Origin of the sequence: Caulobacter sp. DWR3-1-2, from assembly GCF_049896225.1 — a bacterium.
GTDB lineage: Bacteria > Pseudomonadota > Alphaproteobacteria > Caulobacterales > Caulobacteraceae > Caulobacter.
This window is the reverse complement of sequence record NZ_JAFCTW010000008.1, coordinates 121,688-138,669: the sequence shown is the minus strand read 5'-3', so window position 1 is coordinate 138,669 and position 16,982 is coordinate 121,688. Positions and strand designations below refer to the sequence as shown.

The window sequence follows — 16,982 nt, the reverse complement described above, 5'->3', positions numbered from 1 at the left end:
GCCTCAGGCCAGCCGATACACGCTGTCCAGCCCCGCCACGCCCGCGCAGGCCACGCGCCCCTGCTTCACCAGCAGCAGCATGTGGGCCAGCACCGACATGGCCGCTGCCGCGTGCAGGCGCGGATCTACGGCGGCGTAGAGAGTGGGGACCATGGCCTTGATCGTGGTCGGCCCCTGCGACAGGGCCGCCAGCACCTGGGCCTCGCGCGCGCGCCGATGGTCGGCATAGGCCCGGATGAAGGGCTCGACCTCGCGAACCGGTGAGCCGTGGGTCGGCCACAGAGTGTCGAACCCCATCGCCTTCACCTTCTCCAGGCTGGCGAAATAGTCGCCCATGTCGCCGTCGGGCGGGGTGATTACCGTGGTCGACCAGCCCATCACGTGGTCGCCGCTGAACAGAGCGTTCTCCTCCGCCAGGGCAAAACAGACGTGGTTGGAGGTGTGACCCGGGGTGGTCACGGCCCGCAGCGTCCAGCCCGGGCCTTCCAACACGGCGCCGTCGGCGATTTCGATATCGGGCCGGAAGCCCTCGTCGTCGCCAGCCTCGACCATCACGTCCGGCGAGACCTCGGCCAGGTGAGGGGCGCGGCGGCCGTGGATGGTCGCACCGGTGACCTTGGCCAGCGGGCGGGCGAGGGGAGAGTGGTCGCTGTGATGGTGGGTGACCAGGATGTGGCTGACGATCTCGCCATCAAGCGCCGCCAGCAGAGCCTGCAAATGCCCGTCCTGGTCTGGCCCGGGATCGATCACCGCCACGGTCCCGCGCCCGACGATATAGGTGCCCGTGCCGGTATAGGTGAACGGCCCCGGATTGTCGGCGATCACCCGCCGAATCAGCGGCGAAACCTGGTCGCAGCGGCCGTATTCGAACTCGATCTCGCGAACGAAGGGGATCATCTGCACCTCTGGGCCTGTCACGGCGCCGGTCTTGCGATTAACGAGACGTAAACCAAACGGAGCACGGATCATGGCCGCCGACACAGCGATTTTTGTCTCAAAACGGCTCCAGCGCGCGGCCTTCGCCATCCTGTGTCTCATCACGGCCCAGTTCGTGCTGGCCAGTTGCGAACCCGAGCCTTCGGCGATGGCCGCCCGGGTGGCCCTGACCCACAACAACTGAGCCTAGCGGCCGAGCACGCCCGACAGGTCGTACCCGGCTTCAGCGCCTTGCCGCACCAGCACGTCGCGATCCGCAGCGCCGGATGTGGCCTGGCCGATCGACCAGGTGATGATCGAGCGCGTGCCCGAGCGGCAGAAGGCCAGCACCCGCCCCTCGACCGAGGCCACCGCCCGCCGCACCGCCTCGACCTGGTCCGGCGTGGGTCCGCCGTGCACGGGAATGTGGACATAGGCCAAGCCAACGGCCTGGGCGGCCGCCTCGACTTCGGCGCTGGACGGCTGGTCCGGCTCCTCGCCGTCGGGCCGATTATTGATCACCAGAACGAATCCCTCGTCCGCCACGCGGCTCAAATCCTCCAGGCCGATCTGCGGGCTGACCGAAAGCGAGTCGGTTACGCGTCGAAAGCTGGTCATAGGTGTCACTTTGCAACTGCGCCGAGGCGTCTTTGAAGGGCGCATCATCCCGGCTCGCGGGCCCCTGCGCAACGACCGTTGGCGGCAAAACCTGTCCGAACTTTAGACGATCTGCGAGAAAAAATTCTGATTCACACTGACATACGACAATTATAAACTAACGTTACCAATGAATGCCGGATGACTTTTGCGAAAGTCAATCAATCGCGGGGTGTTTTACCCGATTGAACGCTCGACCTCGCGGCGGAGGTTCGCGCGACGGCGTGTGGGTCGAATTTGCCTGTCCAACCAAGGGTCTATGGGGGGTAGGGGCCATGTTTTGGATCGCTTTGCGGAAAATCTGAGCGGTGTTCGTCAGAAATGCGGCGTTCGTGTTGCGATAATGCGACAGCCTGAGGCGATGTTATTACGGAATAGTAATGGCAATTGACCCATCGGCGGCGCGGCTCCTAACGTCAGACCAACCGGGGAAATGTTTTCCGGGACACCTAAGTTCTCGTGGTGGAGTTGGGGCGAAAATCCAGATTGACCGAACGTAACGTCCCCTTTCGGGGGTTCGTGCGGGCGGCAGGATGCTCCGCCGCGCTAGAGGGGATAATATGAAGATGATTTCCACCCAAGGCAGCGCTCGCGCGCGTCTCTTGGCGTCGACGCTGCTGGCCGGCCTGGCCACGATTGCCGCGCCGCTCGCCGTCACGGCGATCGCCACGGCCGTCCCGACCCTGGCCTCGGCGCAGGACTACACCAGCGGTACGCTCGTCGGCACCGTCCGCGACGCAGGGGGCGCGCCAGTTGCTGGCGCCGCCGTCACCGTCAAGTCGCTCGGCCAAGGCTTCACTCGCGCCATGACCACCGACGACAGCGGCCAGTTCCGCGTCCCGTTGGTGCCGCAAGGTGGCTACTCGGTCGCGATCGCGAAAGACGGTTTCCAATCGACGAGTGACGGCGCGGTCGCCGTGCGTGCGGGTGGCGACAGCGCCTACAGCTTCACGCTGACCTCGGCTGACGCTTCGGTTTCGGAAGTGGTGGTGACCGCCACCGCCAACCCGCAGCTCGACTTCGCCGGCACCACCACCGGCCTATCGGTCGATCTGGAAACCCTGACTAAGCAGGTCCCGATCACCCGCAACATCACCAGCGTCGTTCTGCTGGCGCCGGGCGCGGTTCAGGGCAGCAACGCCAACTTCCGCGGCCAGCCGGCCATCGGCGGTTCGTCGGTCGCTGAAAACGCATTTTACGTTAACGGCCTGAACATCACCAACTTCGACAACTATCTCGGTGGTTCGACGGTTCCGTTCGACTTCTACAAGTCGGTTGACGTGAAGACCGGCGGCTATCCAGCCGAATTCGGTCGCTCCACCGGCGGCATCATCAGCGCCGTCACCAAGGCCGGCACCAACGAGTTCAAGTTCGCCATTCGTGGCCAATATGAGCCCGACGGCCTTCAGGAAGACCAAAAAGACACCTTTCTGCGTCGCGGCAAGCTAGCCAAGACCGACAACAAGTCGCTGACCCTGGAAGCTGGCGGTCCGATCATCAAGGACCGGCTGTTCTTCTTCGCCCTGGCTCAGCTGCGCGACCAAGAAAACCGCTTCGGCAACATCACCGGCGGGTCGTACAACGTTGACACCCAGCGCGACCCCTTCTACGGCGTCAAGCTGGACGGCTACATCACCGACCGTCAGCACCTTGAATTCACCTATTTCGACACCAAGGGCTCGCTCAAGCGCAAGACCCGCGACTACAACTTAGACGGCACCACCGACACCATCGGTGATCGCCTCGACGGCACGCTGTTCTCGCTAGGCGGCGCCAACTATGTCGGCAAGTACACGGGCACCTTCACCGATTGGTTCACCCTGTCGGCCGCCTATGGCGTGACCAAGGATGACTACCGCATCACCCCGCAAAACCTGTCGGGCAACTATGTGACGAACACCGCTGATCCGGCTCACCCCGGTGAAACCACGGTCATCAGCCGTCAAAAGACCAGCTCTTACGATTCAAGCTACGGTACCAAGCGCGAATTTTACCGCGTAGACGCTGACTTCTATTTCAGCCTGTTCGGCAAGCACCACATTCGCGTAGGCATGGACCACGAAGACCTGACGCTGGATCACGTGAACAAGTATCCCGGCCTGGGCACGGACTGGGACTTCCTCGCGGGCGGCGCGACTGACTCGCGTGGCGTTCCCGCAGGGCAGATCTACGTCAAGGGCCGGACGTTCAACACCGGCGGCGTTTTCGAGGGCCAGAACGAAGCCTATTACATCCAGGATTCGTGGGACGTGACCTCGAACCTGACGCTGAACCTGGGCGTCCGTAAGGACAAGTTCCAAAACAGCGGCGCTCGGACCTCGAAGGGCAGCGAAACCTTCGTCGAGTTCAAAAACGAGATTGGTCCGCGTATCGGGTTCACCTACGATCCGTTCAGCACCGGCAACGACAAGGTGTTTGGTAACTTCGGCCGCTACTATCTGCCGGTCGCGTCGAACACGGCCTTTCGCCAGGCGACCGCCAGCTACGACATCGACACCTTCTTCACCGCGCCTCAAGGCGCGAAGTTGGGCGCTGACGGTACGCCGATCCGGGGCACCCAGATCACCGTCACGACCAATCCGGGCTTCACCTCGGCCGCCGCCTGCCCGGCGCCGGTCAATGGCGTGACGCCTCCCGGTATCACGGACGCGGTCGGCTGCGCCGTTCGTGGCGACGGTTCGCTGCAGCCGTTCGCGGCCAACACCAGCCACAACCTGAAGTCGACTCAGGAAGACGAATATATCATCGGGTACGAACACCAGTTCGACTCCCTGTGGAAGGCGAGTGCCACCCTGACCTACCGCAACCTGAACCGGGTTTCGGAAGACGTGGCGATCGACTCCTCCGTGCGTAACTACTGCACCAAGAACGGCATCGTTGGCTGCGGCGCGACCTACAATGTCGCCGTTCCGACCCCGGGTTGCACCACCTTCACGGCGGGCCCTCGCGCTGGCCAGACGCGGTGCCGCGGCTTCAGCGGTTTCCGTCAGTACACCATCATCAACCCGGGCGAAGCCTCGACCATCACCCTGCGCCAACCGCTGCCTGGTGAATCCACGGCTCGCACCATCAGCTTCTCCAGGGCTGATCTGGGCTATCCGGCCGTGAAGCGTGAATATCTCGGCCTGGAACTGCAGGTCGAACGCGCCTTCGACGGCAAGTGGGGCTTCCAAGGTTCGTACGTCCTGTCCGAATCGAAGGGCAATTACGAAGGCTTCGTGAAGTCTGACGCCGGCAACGGACAAACCGACTCAGGCATCACCCAGGACTTCGACCAGGTCAGCCTGACCGACGGCGCTTACGGCCTGTTGCCGAACCACCACGGCCACGTCTTCAAGGCCTTCGGTTCCTACGCGATCACCGACAGCCTGCTGATCGGCGCCAACGCTCTGGTGTTGTCGCCTAAGCACTACGGCTGTATTGGCCTGCACCCGACCGACGACATCGTCAACTCGGGCTACGGCGCTTCGTCGTTCGCCTGCGGCGGCAAGATCGTTCCGCGGGGCTCGTCCTTCGAAACGCCTTGGTCGGCGCGTCTGGACATGTCGGTGCGCTACCTTGTCCCGACCACCAAGTTCGTCCCGGGCGGTCTGACCCTCCGGGCCGACATCACCAACCTCCTGAACACTCGGACCATCACCGAGGCCTGGGAACTGGGTGAAGACGACTCGGGCAACACTGACTCGCACTACAGAAACCCGATCCAGTACGTGCCGGCTCGCGCCGTTCGGCTGGGCTTCGATTGGGAATTCTGATCGTCGCGACGGACCTTTGACGGAATGGCGGCGGGCTCCTCGGAGCCCGCCGTTTTTCTTTGGGCGGCCTCCAGCATACGGAGGGGCCGTCCATCCCCACTGCCGCCGAAAAGAAGCTCAATGATTTCGATAGTTTGCGGGAAAACGCAGGTTTCCGATCCTTGGGCTTCCCAATGGCCTCATACTCCTTGCACCTGAGAGCACGGGGAGGGCGCACGTACGGCGACCGAGGCGGCTTTCAGGGGTGGACGAGCGGGAAGGCTTGGCCGCCGTGCTCTCACAAGGAGCGCCCCAGGTCGGTTCGGAGCAGGTTCACCCTTGGTGACAAAACTCTGGCGCCCGGGGTAGGCGGGCAGGCCGACAGGTGCGGGCTGAAATCGCCCGCACGGTCCGGAAGGGTTAGCCGCCCTTCCGCCCGCCGGGGGCCCACTTCGGAAGCGGGTTAAGACCCCGCGCTCCGATGGCTCTCGTCTGAAGGCCACGCGAAGCGCTCGTCTTCGTCGAAACGGTACATCTACTGCAAAACCTCCGGGCGGAGCCCGGGCGCTTCGCACCCTCCCCAAACGCTTCAGCGGCCCCCCGCGTGAAGTCCTCCCCCCATGGGGTTCCCATGGGGGATGTGTCGGCGCAGCCGACGGTGGGGGGAGTGATCGGATGACCGGCCAGACCTGCGACCAACAATCCCAAACCTCCCCCCACCGGTCGCTAGGCGACCACCTCCCCCACGGGGGGAAGACCTCGGTTAGCGCACCGGCGTATCGGCCAGCACCGAGGCCCCGCTGGGCGAGGCGCGCAGCCGGGCCTTGGCCATTTCGTCCAGGATCGACTGCGAGCGGGGGTCGCCCAGCAGCCAGGCGGAGGCGGCCACGGTGCGCATCGAGGTCGAACTGACGCCCAGCACCTTCTCGATGGCCTCGAACGGCGAGTCCGAGCCGCCGATCTTCTTCAGCTTCACGTCGCCCTTGATATTGGCCAGGCTCTTGGCCTTGTCGACCGCCTCATAGAAGCCGCCAAGCTCATCGACCAGGCCCAGCTGCTGGGCCTGGGCGCCCGTCCACACCCGGCCCTTGGCGATCTCGCGCACCCGTTCCGGCGGCAGCTTGCGGCCCTCGGCGACCCGGGCCACGAAGCCCGCATAGATCCGGTCCATCCAGCCGGCGAACTTGGCGCGCTGGTCGGGCGTGAAGCCCTGGCCCGTGCCGAACGCCCCGGCATAGTCGCCGCCGACATGGACCTCGCGGGTATCGACGCCGAACCGCGACAGGGCCTCGCCCAAAGCGAACTTGCCGCCGAACACGCCGATCGAGCCAGTCAGGGTGGTCGGCTCGGCGACGATCGCCGAGGCGCCCGAACTGATCCAGTAGCCGCCGGAGGCCGCATAGGTGCCCATGCTGACCACCACGGGTTTGCCCGCCTTCCTGGCGGCCTTGACGGCGGCCAGGATCTGCTCCGACGCCGTATCCGATCCGCCGGGCGAGGAAACGCGGAAGACGATCGCCTTGACGTCCTTGTCCTCGATCGCGTCGTAGAGGTCCTTGGCCACGTCGTCGGAATAGATGGTGCTCTCCCCGCCGAACGGCGAGCCGCCCGAGCCCGTGCCGGTCATGATCGCGCCTTCGGCGCCGACCACCGCGATGGTCGGACCGGTCTTGGCCGGCGGTCGCTTGCCGCGCGAGACATAGTCGTCGAAGTCCATCAGCTTTGCGCCCTTGCCGGCCTTGGCCAGCATGGCGTCCTGGATGTCCTTCACCTGGCCGACCTTGTCGATCAGGCCCTTGGCCTGGGCCTCCTGGGCGCTGTAAGGGCCCGCCTCGATGGTCTTGATCAGCATCGCGGGGTCCATCTTGCGATCCTGGGCGGCGGTGATCAGGGCGGTGTTATAGACCGACCCCATCCACGACAGCGTCGATTCCTGGTGGGCGGGCGTATAGTCGCTGTAGAGATAAGGATTGACCGCGTTCTTGTATTCGTAGCGCTGCTCGTAGTCGGCCTTGACGCCGTACTTGTCGAAAAAGCGCTTGAAGAACATTTCCTCGCTGGCCGCGCCGACCGCCTGCAGAGAGCTGTCAGGCTGCATCCAGAACTCGTTGGCCGCCGCGCCCAGCATGTAGGTCGAGGTGACCAGGCCCGAAGGATAGATCCCTTGGCTGTGGGCGAAGACCGGCTTCTTGCCGACCGTCTCGAAGTGCTTGAAGGCCCGGCGCAGCTCGTCGGCCGAGGCCGGGGCGATACCGCCCTCGGGCAGGCGCACCAGCACGCCCTTGACCTTGTCGTCGGTTTCGGCGCGGCGCAGGGTCTCGATGATCGACATCACCGACCGCCCGCCGCCGCCGCTGAAAGCCGCGAAGGGGCTCTGGGAGTCCTGGTCCGAAAGGCCCCCGCGCAGGTCGAGCTGCAGCACCGTGTGGGCGGGAACCGGGGCGGGGCGGGTCGCCGAGGCGGCCATGACAATCAGGAGGAAGGGGACGCCGACCAGAAACAACACCAGGCCGACGAAGACGCCGGCCACGGTCATGAGAAACTGCTTCATTGGACGTCCTGCTGCCTATTGTCGCGCAAGCTAGTAGCGACAGTTGCGGCGCGGTCAAATGAACAGCGCGCAACCTGGCCCCGGTGCGCCCAAAGACGTTCGCTCCGGAGGGGATAAGGATGCAGTTTTGGCGAATTTTCGGGAAAATGATGGTCGGAGTGGCAGGATTTGAACCTGCGACCCCTGCGTCCCGAACGCAGTGCTCTACCAGACTGAGCCACACTCCGACTTGGAGCGCGGCTTATAGAGGCGGCCCGACGCTCTCGCAAGCGACAAAAAACGCCCCGGAAAAAGAAGTTCAAAGCAACGTTGCATCCATCCGACTCCTGCGCTATCTCCACCGCCTCGCCGGGCCCTACGGGGTTTCGCCGTTCCTGCTGGGGAATGGTGTAATGGTAACACAGCGGTTTTTGGTACCGTCGTTCTAGGTTCGAGTCCTAGTTCCCCAGCCACTTCTCTTTCCTCCAAGATAAGCTTCCGCCTTTGGCGGCCTCCCGCAGGAGGTCGTTCACGCGGCGTCCTGGAATTTTCCACAGCTTTTGCTTGAGCGTCTCGCATCCCCGCGGCTCGTCCCCGATGAACGGGCGGGAGGCCTTGGCCGGGAGCGCCGAATTCATCGCGCGGTAAAGGCGTCCTGAGGTCAGAACCCTCAAGCCAAGGGTCGCGAACAGGCGCTCAAGCGACCATGATCAAGCTGATCGAAAACCACAACACATCGACAAGTCTTTATGATTCAAGGCCAAGCGCGATTGACCATGACGGTCGCCCGCGCCGAACGTTGATCTTTGCCTGATCTGATCCGGCGGCGAATCATTGCAGCGGTGTAACTTTCGTTCGAACAACACCGGCCCAAGATCGGTTACCCCGATGGGAAAAGCCACGCTTCGCACGCCGCCTCTGGTTTAGTTCGCAGCGGGCTGTCTGGTTGCTGTTCTCAAGATTCGCTTGGCTGGCGATATTGGCCAAGGCGATTACCGAGATTGAGTACTTGTATTTCGGCGAGGTGGGTGTAATTGCAAGTCAAAGACACATCGGAGAGACACTCGTGGAAGACAAGGCAACCCTGATCGAGCTTACCGCCGAGATCGTCGCCAATTACGTCGCCAATAACAGCACGTCGATTTCCGACCTGCCGGCGCTGATTCGCGCGACTCATGATGCACTTGCCGGTATTGGTTCTCCTGAAGCCGCTCCCGTCGAGACGGTTACGAAGGCTACCGCAGCTCAAATCCGCCGCAGCATTACGCCGGACGCGCTGATCAGCTTCGAAGACGGCAAGCCGTACAAGACCCTGAAGCGTCACCTGACCACGCACGGCATGACCGTCGCGGAGTACAAGGCCAAGTGGGGCCTGCCCAACGACTATCCGACCACCGCCCCGGCCTACAGCGAAGCCCGCTCGGCCATGGCCAAGGCGCTCGGCCTGGGTCAAGGCGGCCGCAAGGCCAAGGCTCCGCGCGGTCGCAAGGGCTAAATCGACCTCTTCACGGGTCGTAAAATCAAAACCCCCGCTGGCCACAGCGGGGGTTTTTCTTGGCCTCAGCCGATCTTGAGTCGCACGAACGCCATCGTACTGGTCGGCTCGTCTTAGCCGAGCGACGCCGGCGCGTCGAAGGCGCTGACCAGGCCGCCAAAGCCGAGCTTGACGGTAGCTGACAACGGTATCTCGTAGATCGCTCCCACCGACAGCTTGCGCACGGTTGAGGCCCCGCCGTGATGGCCGGCCAGCTCGTCCTGTTCCACCTGCTCGGCGCGGGGGAAAATCGTCCAGTGCGGATTGGGCCGGATCGCGCCCTCGGCCAGCCAGGCCTGCAGAGCGTCGCCGGGGATGCGGTCCTTGCGAGCCCAGGCCAGGGTGGCGCTCAGGGAACCCTCGTCGCCGAGGGGGCGGGCGTAGAGTGCGCTGAGCGAGGTGCGGGCCTCGTCGTCGTCAGGCTCAAGGGCCTCGGGACTGTTGATCCGCGCCCAGCTGGCCTGCAGCGCCCAGTTGGGGGCGGGTTCCACGAGGCGCGGGCCGAGACGCTGTCCAATCGGCCGGTCTCGATATCGTAGCGGTTCTGATCGGGCTCGCGGCCGCGGAAGGCGCTGGTTTCCAGCTTCCAGCGGTCGCGCGATACACCGGCCGTTACAACACCGAAGGTGATGTGGGTCGAGTCGAACCAGTGATGGCTGATCGGGGCCTCGGGACTGTCCATCGCCGCCTGGCGGTGCATGAAGGCCGGCGGTCCGAACGCCGGCTCGCCGGGCAGACCAGCATACAGAGATCCGTCGAAACCGCCGCCCAGCGGATGGCTGTAGCTGGCCGACAGCTCCATGAAGAGATCGTGCGGATGCTGGCGATCGATCAAGCGGTTTACGCCATCCCCCGTCTCGCCAGCGGCCAGTAGCATCAGGGCCGCCGCGCGGAAGGCATCACACCCCGCTCAGCGCCATACCGGGCGCGTCCGGCTCGCGCGAGCCGCCGCCGTTCAGGGCGCGCTGCATCCAGACCAGGTCCACCCAGCGGTCGAACTTGTAGCCCATGGCGGGGAAGACGCCTTTCTGCTCGAAGCCGAGGGCGGCGTGGAGACCTATGGATGCCGCGTTGCCGCTGTCGCCGATCACCGCGCACATCTGGCGCAGGCCCTGGGCCTCGCAGGCGTTGATCAGGGCAGAGAGCAAGCCCTTGCCTACACCCCTGCCGACTGCATCGGGTCCGACATAGACGCTGTCCTCGACGGTGTAGCGATAGGCGGCACGCAGACGGAACGGGCCGGCATAGGCATAGCCCAGCACCACGCCGTCCTGCTCGGCCACCAGATAGGGCATGCCCTTGTCGAGGAAGCCCCCGCGTCGCCGAGTCATCTCGGTCAGGTCCGGCGGGATCTCCTCGAAGGTGCCCAAGCCGTTGAGCACGTTCCAGCCGTAGATGGCGGTAATGGCCGGCAGGTCGGCGTCGGTGGAGGGGCGGATCGTGACGGTCATGTAAGTCCTCCCCCTATGGGGGAGGTGTCGGCGAAGCCGACGGTGGGGGGAGTGATCCAGCGGCCGACGTATCCCCCCACCGGCGCTGCGCGCCGCCTGCCCCACAGGGGGAGGACCTTCGTGCGCGTCCCGTCCATCAAGCCTTCCATCCCTTGTCCACCGCCCAGACCGCGAACGCGTAGTCCAAGGCGATTTCCTTGAGGAAGTCGAACCGCCCCGACGCGCCGCCGTGGCCGGCCTCCATGTTGATCTTCAGCAGGATGGGGTCACCGCTGGTCGAATATTCTCGCAGCTTGGCGGTCCACTTCTCTGGCTCCCAATAGGTGACGCGCGGGTCCGACAATCCCCCGGTGGCGAGTACGGCCGGATAGGGCTTGGCCGAGACGTTGTCGTAGGGTGAATAGCTGGCGATGTAGTCGTAGGCTTCCTTGTCTTCCAGCGGGTTGCCCCATTCGGGCCATTCCGGCGGCGTCAAAGGCAGGGAGGTGTCGCTCATGGTGTTGAGCACATCGACGAACGGCACCGCCCCGATGATCCCGGCCCACAGGTCGGGGCGCAGGTTGGTGACCGCCCCCATCAGCATGCCGCCGGCCGAGCCGCCATAGGCCACCGTGCGGCCCGCCGCACCGTAGCCCTCGCCGTGCAGGTGCTCGGCGCAGGCGATGAAGTCGGTGAACGTCTTCTTCTTGGTGAACTTGCGACCGTCCAGGAACCAGCCATAGCCCTTTTCCGAACCGCCCCGCACGTGGGCGGTGGCCCAGATCCAGCCGCGGTCGACCAGGCTGAGATTGCGGATCGAGAACGACGGATCCATCGACATGCCATAGCTGCCATAGCCGTACAGCAGCAGCGGCGCCGAGCCGTCCAGCGACACGCCCTTCTTCATCAGCACGGTGACCGGCACCTCGGCGCCGTCAGCGGCCTTGGCGAAGAGCCGCCTGGTGACATAGGCGGCGGGATCATGGCCCGACGGGATTTCCTGGGTCTTGCGCAGCGTCCTCTCGCCCGTGGTCATGTCGTAGTCAAACCACTGACGGGGCGTGGTCGGTGACTGGTAGACATAGCGCATCACGGGGGTGTCGAACTCGTAGCCGCCCTCGAGGCTGAGGACATAGGCCTCTTCGTCGATGACGATCGGACGCTCGGTCCTGCCGGCTCGCTCGGTGATGATGATCCGGGTGTTGGCGCTCACCCGTTCCACGCGAACCAGATGGCCCTTGTAGGCCGACAGGCCGGTGATGAAATGGCCCGGCCTGTGGGCCACGAAGTCTTTCCAATGGGCGCGGCCGGGCGTTTCGACGGGGGCCTCGACCAGCTTGAAGTCAATGGCGTCGTCGGCGTTGGTCAGGATGACGAAGCGGCCGTCCCAGTGCTCCACCGAGTAACGCAAGCCCACGGTGCGCGGCTCGACCAAGGTGGGTGTGGCGGTGGGATCGCCGGCCGGGATGATCAGGGTCTCGGAGGTTTCGTGGTCGCCGGCGCTGATGAGGATGAAGGCCTCGGAGCTTGTGGTGCCGACGCTGACGAAGAAGCCGTCGTCGGGCTCTTCATAGATCAGCACATCGTCCTTCAAGCCGCCACGCGCCGGTCGGCGGTAGATCTTGTCGGAGCGGCCGTTGTCGTCGCGGTGGGTCCAGAAGAGCCATTGCGAGTCTGGCGACCAAGCGAAGTCGCCGGTGCTGCTTTCGACGGGCTCTTTTAGGATCTCGCCGGTCGCCAGGTCCTTCACATAGATGTGGTGGACCTCGGACCCCTGCGCGTCCTCGGCATAGGCCAGCAGCTTGTGGTCGGGGCTGTGGTCGGCGGCGCTGACCTGGCTATAGGCCTTGCCCTTGGCCAAGGCGTCGCAGTCGAGCAGGATTTCCTCCGTGCCTGCGACCTTCAGCCCGATCATGGGCGCACTGGGAACAGCGTCGGCCAAACGTTCTTCGATGCTGATCGGCCGGCGCGCGAAGATCGGATGCTGGCCGCCGATGGCGAAGCGCGAATAATATTCGAACGGCCCGTCGGGGGCGGGCACCGAGGTGTCGTCTTCCTTGATGCGGCCCTTCATCTCCTCGAACATCGCCTTCTGAAGCGGTTCGGTGGGCGCGAGCATCGCCTTGACATAGGCGTTCTCGGCCGTCAGGTGCGCCTTGACCTCGGGCTTGATCAGGGTCGGGTCGCGGAGGACCTTCTGCCAGTTGTCATCCTTCATCCAGGCATAGTCATCGACGCGCACCCGGCCCAGCTGCGTGGTGCGCAGCGGAATCTTGGTGGCGACGGGGGCGATCGGAGGCTTCGACTCAGGCATGGGACTCTCGGCTTGGGCGGCCCCAGGATGGATCGCCGATGCTGACGTAAGCACCGCTGCCGCGCTCGTCATCATTTTGCGCCGGTTCACGGGCAGATTTCCCTCACGGATGCGTCAGAACGCCAACTTGTGCGGGTTAACGACGCTGGTCAAACTGGCGCTCGCGTACAGTGAATCGGGGGCATGAGGGCGTAGATGGCTTGGGACCTGTCGGTCGATCTGATCCAGGCGACCGTGCAGCTTGAACAGTCGCTCGGTGACGGGTCGCGCACGGTCGGCACGGGGTTCCTGATCGAGGACCCCACACCTGACGGTCGTCCACGCACCATCCTGGTCACCGCCGCCCACGTGTTCGACAAGATGCCTGGCGTGTCGGCCAAGATCGGCTATCGCATCCAGAGCGCCGACGGCGTCTGGCGCTACGATCCCCACACCCTGAAGATCCGAGAAGGCGACCACCCGCTGTGGACCAAGCATCCCATGCGCGACATCGCCGCCATCGTCGTCGAAGCGCCGCCCGACTTCGCGAAGGCCGCGATCCCCCTGGCCTGGCTGGCCCAGGATGACACCTTCAACAAGTACAACCTGGGTCCTGGCGACGAGATGATGGCGCTGGGTTTCCCGCGCGGCCTCTCTGCCAATGCGGCCGGCTTCCCGATCCTGCGCTCGGGGCGCGTGGCGTCCTATCCCCTGGCCCCGGCGAGCGTGTTCCCGACCTTCCTGATGGACTTTTCGGTGTTCCCCGGCAATTCCGGTGGGCCGGTGTTCATGGCCCAGGGCGCGCGTCGCAGGCCTGGTTCGGCCGAGAGCCAGGAAGTGCAGTTCGTGGCCGGCATGCTGACCCAGCAGGTCGAGTTGTCGGGTGAGCGTCTCGAGATCGGCATCGTCACCCATGCCAAATATATCCGCGAGACCGCGGCCTTGATCGACAAGCTGGTCGCGCCGCCGCTCATCCAGGCCAAGCCCGCCAAACCCTCCGGCGCGCCTAGCCAGGCCGCCACGCGCGCCGCTACCCAGGCCGCCGCCGCCGTCTCCGCCACGGAGATGGCGGTCGGTCGCTAGGCTCCAAACCTAGGCTGTCCGACAAAGGAACCTTGCTCATAGGCCTCCGTTTCTACGGGGAGTTCAATTCCAACAGGAGCAAGTCATGAGCACCAATCGTGTTGAAGGCGCTATCGACAAGGGCGTGGGCGCCGTGAAGGAAGCCACCGGCAAGGCCACCGGCAATGAACGCCTGGAAGCCGAAGGCGTGGCCCAGAAGATCAAGGGCGACGTCCAGAACAAGGTCGGTCAGGCCCAGGACAAGATCGGCGACGCGATCAAGAAGTAGCTTGATCAACGTCTAGACAAGCTACCGGCCGCGGAGCGATCCGCGGCCGTTTTGTTTGGCCTGCATCTACCCGTAGATGATCGAAATTGTCTCGGCCACGCAGGCGGGGCGCTCCTCGCCCTCGATTTCGATGGTGCATTCGTTCTTCATCTGAAGGCCGCCAGCCTTTGGCTCGACGCTGAGCAGTTTTTGGCGCATGCGCACCTTCTTGCCCACGCGGACCATGCCGGTGAACCGCACCTTGTCGCAGCCATAGTTGATGCCCCGCGTCACGCCGGTGACCCGGAGGATCCCGGCGCCCAGCATCGGGATCAGAGACAGGGTCAGGAAGCCGTGGGCGATGGGACCGCCGATTTCCTTGGTGGCCCGTTCGACATCAACGTGGATCCACTGGTGGTCGCCGGTGGCCTGGGCAAACTGGTTGACCCGCTCCTGGCTGATCTCGACCCAGTCGGAAACCCCGATCTCTTGCCCGATCAGGCTGGCGATGTCGGCGTAAGCGACTTCCTTCATGGCGTTTCTCCCAAGCGCTCTAAACGTTTGTTTGATTGCTCGCATGGGGCGCGGCGACAGGCAAGCGTCAGCCTGATTGGCCGGCGAAGCCGGACCTGGGGACGCGAAGGCGTCAGTCGGCGCTATCGCACTGTCCTTGGGTCCACTGTTCTCCCGCATCCAGGCAGGTGTCGTGCGCGGTGAGCGGTGAGAAACGCAGGAAAAACACGCCGCCGATTGTCACCGTCGCGACCACCAACAGCAGTGAAATCAGGCGCTTGCAGAGGCGGCGTTTGGCGTCCCAGACCTCGAACGCGTGATCGAACTCAGGGCCAAACCACCTGGCGCCGCGGTTCGGCGCGGCGCGGCGAAAAGCCTCTTGCCGGGCCGCGGGGTGATCATCTCTGAAAAGCATCAGTGTCGTGTATTAAACTTGAGCATAGGCCAAGGGTTAGCAATTCACACGCCAGCCAGGGGCCCGAGGGCCGCGTGTCAAACGACGCGGCCGTGCTCCTTGGCCCAGTAGGCGTCACGGATCAGTCGCTTGTAGAGCTTGCCTGTGGCGTGCCGGGGGAGTTCGGCCATGAAGTCGATCCGCCTCGGCGACTTGACGTGGCTCAGATTGGCGCGCGCGAAGGCCATCAGCTCCTCCGCCAGAAGCGCTTGGTCGACGTTCCAGTCCAACGGCTGGATCACCGCCACCACCTGTTCGCCCATTTCCTCGTGCGGGGCGCCGACCACGGCGGCGTCGGCGACCTTGGGATGGGTGATCAGCAGGTTCTCGATCTCTTGCGGATAAACGTTCACCCCGCCAGAGATGATCATGAAGCTCTTGCGGTCGGTCAGGTAGAGATAGCCCTCCTCGTCGACCCAGCCCACGTCGCCCAGCGTCGTCCAGCCATGCTGGTTGTAGCTCTCGGCCGTCTTCTCCGGGGCGTTGTGGTAGTTCACCGCAGGGCCGTTGGCGAAATAGACCGCGCCCTCGACACGCGGCGGCAGCGCCTCGCCGTCTTCGTCGCAGATCCGCAGTTCGCCCAGCACAGCCTGACCGACCGAACCCTTGTGAGCCAGCCAGTTCTGCGAATTGATCCAGCAGAACCCGTTGCCCTCGGTGCCTGCGTAATATTCGAAGATCACCGGCCCCCACCAGGCGATCATCTGTTCCTTGACCGGCACGGGGCAGGGGGCGGCGGCGTGGATCGCCGAGCGCATCGACGAGACATCGTACCGTGTCCGCACCGCCTCGGGCAATTTCAGCATTCGCACGAAGTGGGTCGGCACGAACTGGCCGCAACTGACCTGGTGCCGCTCGATCAGGGCCAGCGCGTCCTCGGGGTCGAACCTTTCCATCACCACCACCGTGCCGCCCAGCTTGTGCACGGTCATGCACCAGCGTAGCGGAGCGGCGTGGTAGAGTGGGGCGGGGGACAGATAGACGCTGTCGGCGGTGAAGCCGAACAGGCCCTGGGCCATCATCTGCAGGGCGTTGGGCGCGTCGATCGGCCCGCCGCTCAAGGCCGGCTTGACACCCTTGGGCCGTCCAGTGGTGCCTGACGAGTAGAGCATGTCCGACCCCGCCGTTTCGTCGGGGATCGGCGTCGAGGGCATGGCGTCCTGCGCCCCCTCGAAATCCTCGAAGGCGTCGCGCGCGCCGCCAACCCGAAACAGCCGCACGCCGACGATCAATGGCGCGACCGCTTCGGCGATGGCGTCGAGGCCAGGGCTGATGATCAGCACCCGGGCCCCGCAATCCTTGACGATGTACTCGACCTCGCTGGGCGTCAGCTTGGTGGAGACACAGGTGTAGTAGAGCCCCGCGCGCTGCGCCGCCCAGGCGATTTCGAAGAAGCGCGGAGTATTGTCCATCAGCAGGGCGATGACGTCGCCCGGGTTCAGGCCCAGCGACCGGAACAACTGCGCCCCCTGGTTCGATCGGGCGTCTAGCTGGCCGTAGGTCACCGTTTCGCCAGAGCTGGCCATCACGTAGGCAGGCTTGTCGGGCTGGGTCTGGGCGTGGATCGAAGGGTGCATCTTGGCGTCTCGGTG

At 64.5% G+C, this 16,982-nt stretch carries 14 protein-coding genes, 2 tRNA genes and 1 pseudogene; 7 read left to right on the top strand and 10 right to left on the bottom strand.

The window, feature by feature from the left end; all coding sequences use genetic code 11:
• Positions 1–3: 3 nt before the first annotated feature.
• Positions 4–897 carry an MBL fold metallo-hydrolase gene (locus ACP696_RS13230; protein ID WP_426043883.1) on the bottom strand — a complete coding sequence of 298 codons (894 nt, stop codon included), beginning with the start codon at positions 895–897 and terminating at the stop codon, positions 4–6.
• Between the two features lie 70 nt (positions 898–967).
• On the opposite strand from ACP696_RS13230, the gene ACP696_RS13225 reads away from it, so the two are divergent.
• On the top strand, positions 968–1,120 hold the full coding sequence (locus ACP696_RS13225) for a hypothetical protein (RefSeq protein WP_426013707.1): 153 nt from the start codon (positions 968–970) through the stop codon (positions 1,118–1,120).
• 2 nt (positions 1,121–1,122) lie between these two features.
• Here ACP696_RS13225 and ACP696_RS13220 read toward each other — a convergent pair whose 3' ends face one another.
• Positions 1,123–1,533 carry a TIGR01244 family sulfur transferase gene (locus ACP696_RS13220; RefSeq protein ID WP_426043882.1) on the bottom strand — a complete coding sequence of 137 codons (411 nt, stop codon included), beginning with the start codon at positions 1,531–1,533 and terminating at the stop codon, positions 1,123–1,125.
• Between the two features lie 599 nt (positions 1,534–2,132).
• On the opposite strand from ACP696_RS13220, the gene ACP696_RS13215 reads away from it, so the two are divergent.
• Positions 2,133–5,327, top strand: coding sequence for a TonB-dependent receptor (locus ACP696_RS13215; RefSeq protein ID WP_426043881.1), 3,195 nt, complete (start codon positions 2,133–2,135; stop codon positions 5,325–5,327).
• A 742-nt stretch (positions 5,328–6,069) separates the two neighbouring features.
• Here ACP696_RS13215 and sppA read toward each other — a convergent pair.
• On the bottom strand, positions 6,070–7,857 hold the full coding sequence (sppA, locus tag ACP696_RS13210) for a signal peptide peptidase SppA (protein WP_426029731.1): 1,788 nt from the start codon (positions 7,855–7,857) through the stop codon (positions 6,070–6,072).
• Between the two features lie 150 nt (positions 7,858–8,007).
• Positions 8,008–8,084 (bottom strand) — tRNA-Pro (locus ACP696_RS13205).
• 151 nt (positions 8,085–8,235) lie between these two features.
• On the opposite strand from ACP696_RS13205, the gene ACP696_RS13200 reads away from it, so the two are divergent.
• Positions 8,236–8,309, top strand: a tRNA-Gln gene (locus ACP696_RS13200).
• A gap of 593 nt (positions 8,310–8,902) precedes the next feature.
• Complete coding sequence (locus tag ACP696_RS13195) at positions 8,903–9,331, top strand: MucR family transcriptional regulator (RefSeq protein WP_426013699.1); 429 nt, start codon at positions 8,903–8,905, stop codon at positions 9,329–9,331.
• 113 nt (positions 9,332–9,444) lie between these two features.
• Here the strand turns inward: ACP696_RS13195 and ACP696_RS13190 are convergent, their stop codons facing one another.
• Positions 9,445–9,861 carry a hypothetical protein gene (locus tag ACP696_RS13190; protein WP_426043880.1) on the bottom strand — a complete coding sequence of 139 codons (417 nt, stop codon included), beginning with the start codon at positions 9,859–9,861 and terminating at the stop codon, positions 9,445–9,447.
• A gap of 161 nt (positions 9,862–10,022) precedes the next feature.
• Here ACP696_RS13190 and ACP696_RS13185 point away from each other — a divergent pair, with 161 nt between their 5' ends.
• Positions 10,023–10,244: a hypothetical protein gene (locus ACP696_RS13185; RefSeq protein WP_426043879.1), complete on the top strand. Its 222-nt coding sequence runs from the start codon at positions 10,023–10,025 to the stop codon at positions 10,242–10,244.
• Between the two features lie 25 nt (positions 10,245–10,269).
• Here the strand turns inward: ACP696_RS13185 and ACP696_RS13180 are convergent, their stop codons facing one another.
• Both ACP696_RS13180 and ACP696_RS13175 read right to left on the bottom strand, forming a co-directional pair.
• A complete protein-coding gene (locus ACP696_RS13180) occupies positions 10,270–10,821 on the bottom strand; it encodes a GNAT family N-acetyltransferase (RefSeq protein WP_426013696.1) in 552 nt (183 codons plus the stop codon).
• 136 nt (positions 10,822–10,957) lie between these two features.
• Positions 10,958–13,204, bottom strand: a complete 2,247-nt coding sequence (locus ACP696_RS13175; protein ID WP_426043878.1) for a S9 family peptidase — start codon at positions 13,202–13,204, stop codon at positions 10,958–10,960.
• Between the two features lie 105 nt (positions 13,205–13,309).
• Here ACP696_RS13175 and ACP696_RS13170 point away from each other — a divergent pair, with 105 nt between their 5' ends.
• Together ACP696_RS13170 and ACP696_RS13165 are read left to right on the top strand one after the other, a co-directional pair.
• Entirely contained in the window at positions 13,310–14,176 is an 867-nt protein-coding gene (locus tag ACP696_RS13170; protein ID WP_426013692.1) for a trypsin-like serine peptidase, read from the top strand.
• 85 nt (positions 14,177–14,261) lie between these two features.
• Positions 14,262–14,449, top strand: a pseudogene (locus ACP696_RS13165) (CsbD family protein).
• A 61-nt stretch (positions 14,450–14,510) separates the two neighbouring features.
• Here ACP696_RS13165 and ACP696_RS13160 read toward each other — a convergent pair.
• The 3 genes from ACP696_RS13160 to ACP696_RS13150 all read right to left on the bottom strand — a co-directional run bounded on the left by ACP696_RS13160 (position 14,511) and on the right by ACP696_RS13150 (position 16,967).
• A complete protein-coding gene (locus tag ACP696_RS13160; RefSeq protein WP_426013691.1) occupies positions 14,511–14,957 on the bottom strand; it encodes a MaoC family dehydratase in 447 nt (148 codons plus the stop codon).
• 112 nt (positions 14,958–15,069) lie between these two features.
• The gene (locus ACP696_RS13155; RefSeq protein WP_426043877.1) at positions 15,070–15,351 is read right to left on the bottom strand and encodes a hypothetical protein; all 282 of its coding nucleotides are present in this window, start codon (positions 15,349–15,351) and stop codon (positions 15,070–15,072) included.
• A gap of 77 nt (positions 15,352–15,428) precedes the next feature.
• Complete coding sequence (locus ACP696_RS13150; protein ID WP_426013687.1) at positions 15,429–16,967, bottom strand: acyl-CoA synthetase; 1,539 nt, start codon at positions 16,965–16,967, stop codon at positions 15,429–15,431.
• Between the last annotated feature and the right edge of the window lie 15 nt (positions 16,968–16,982).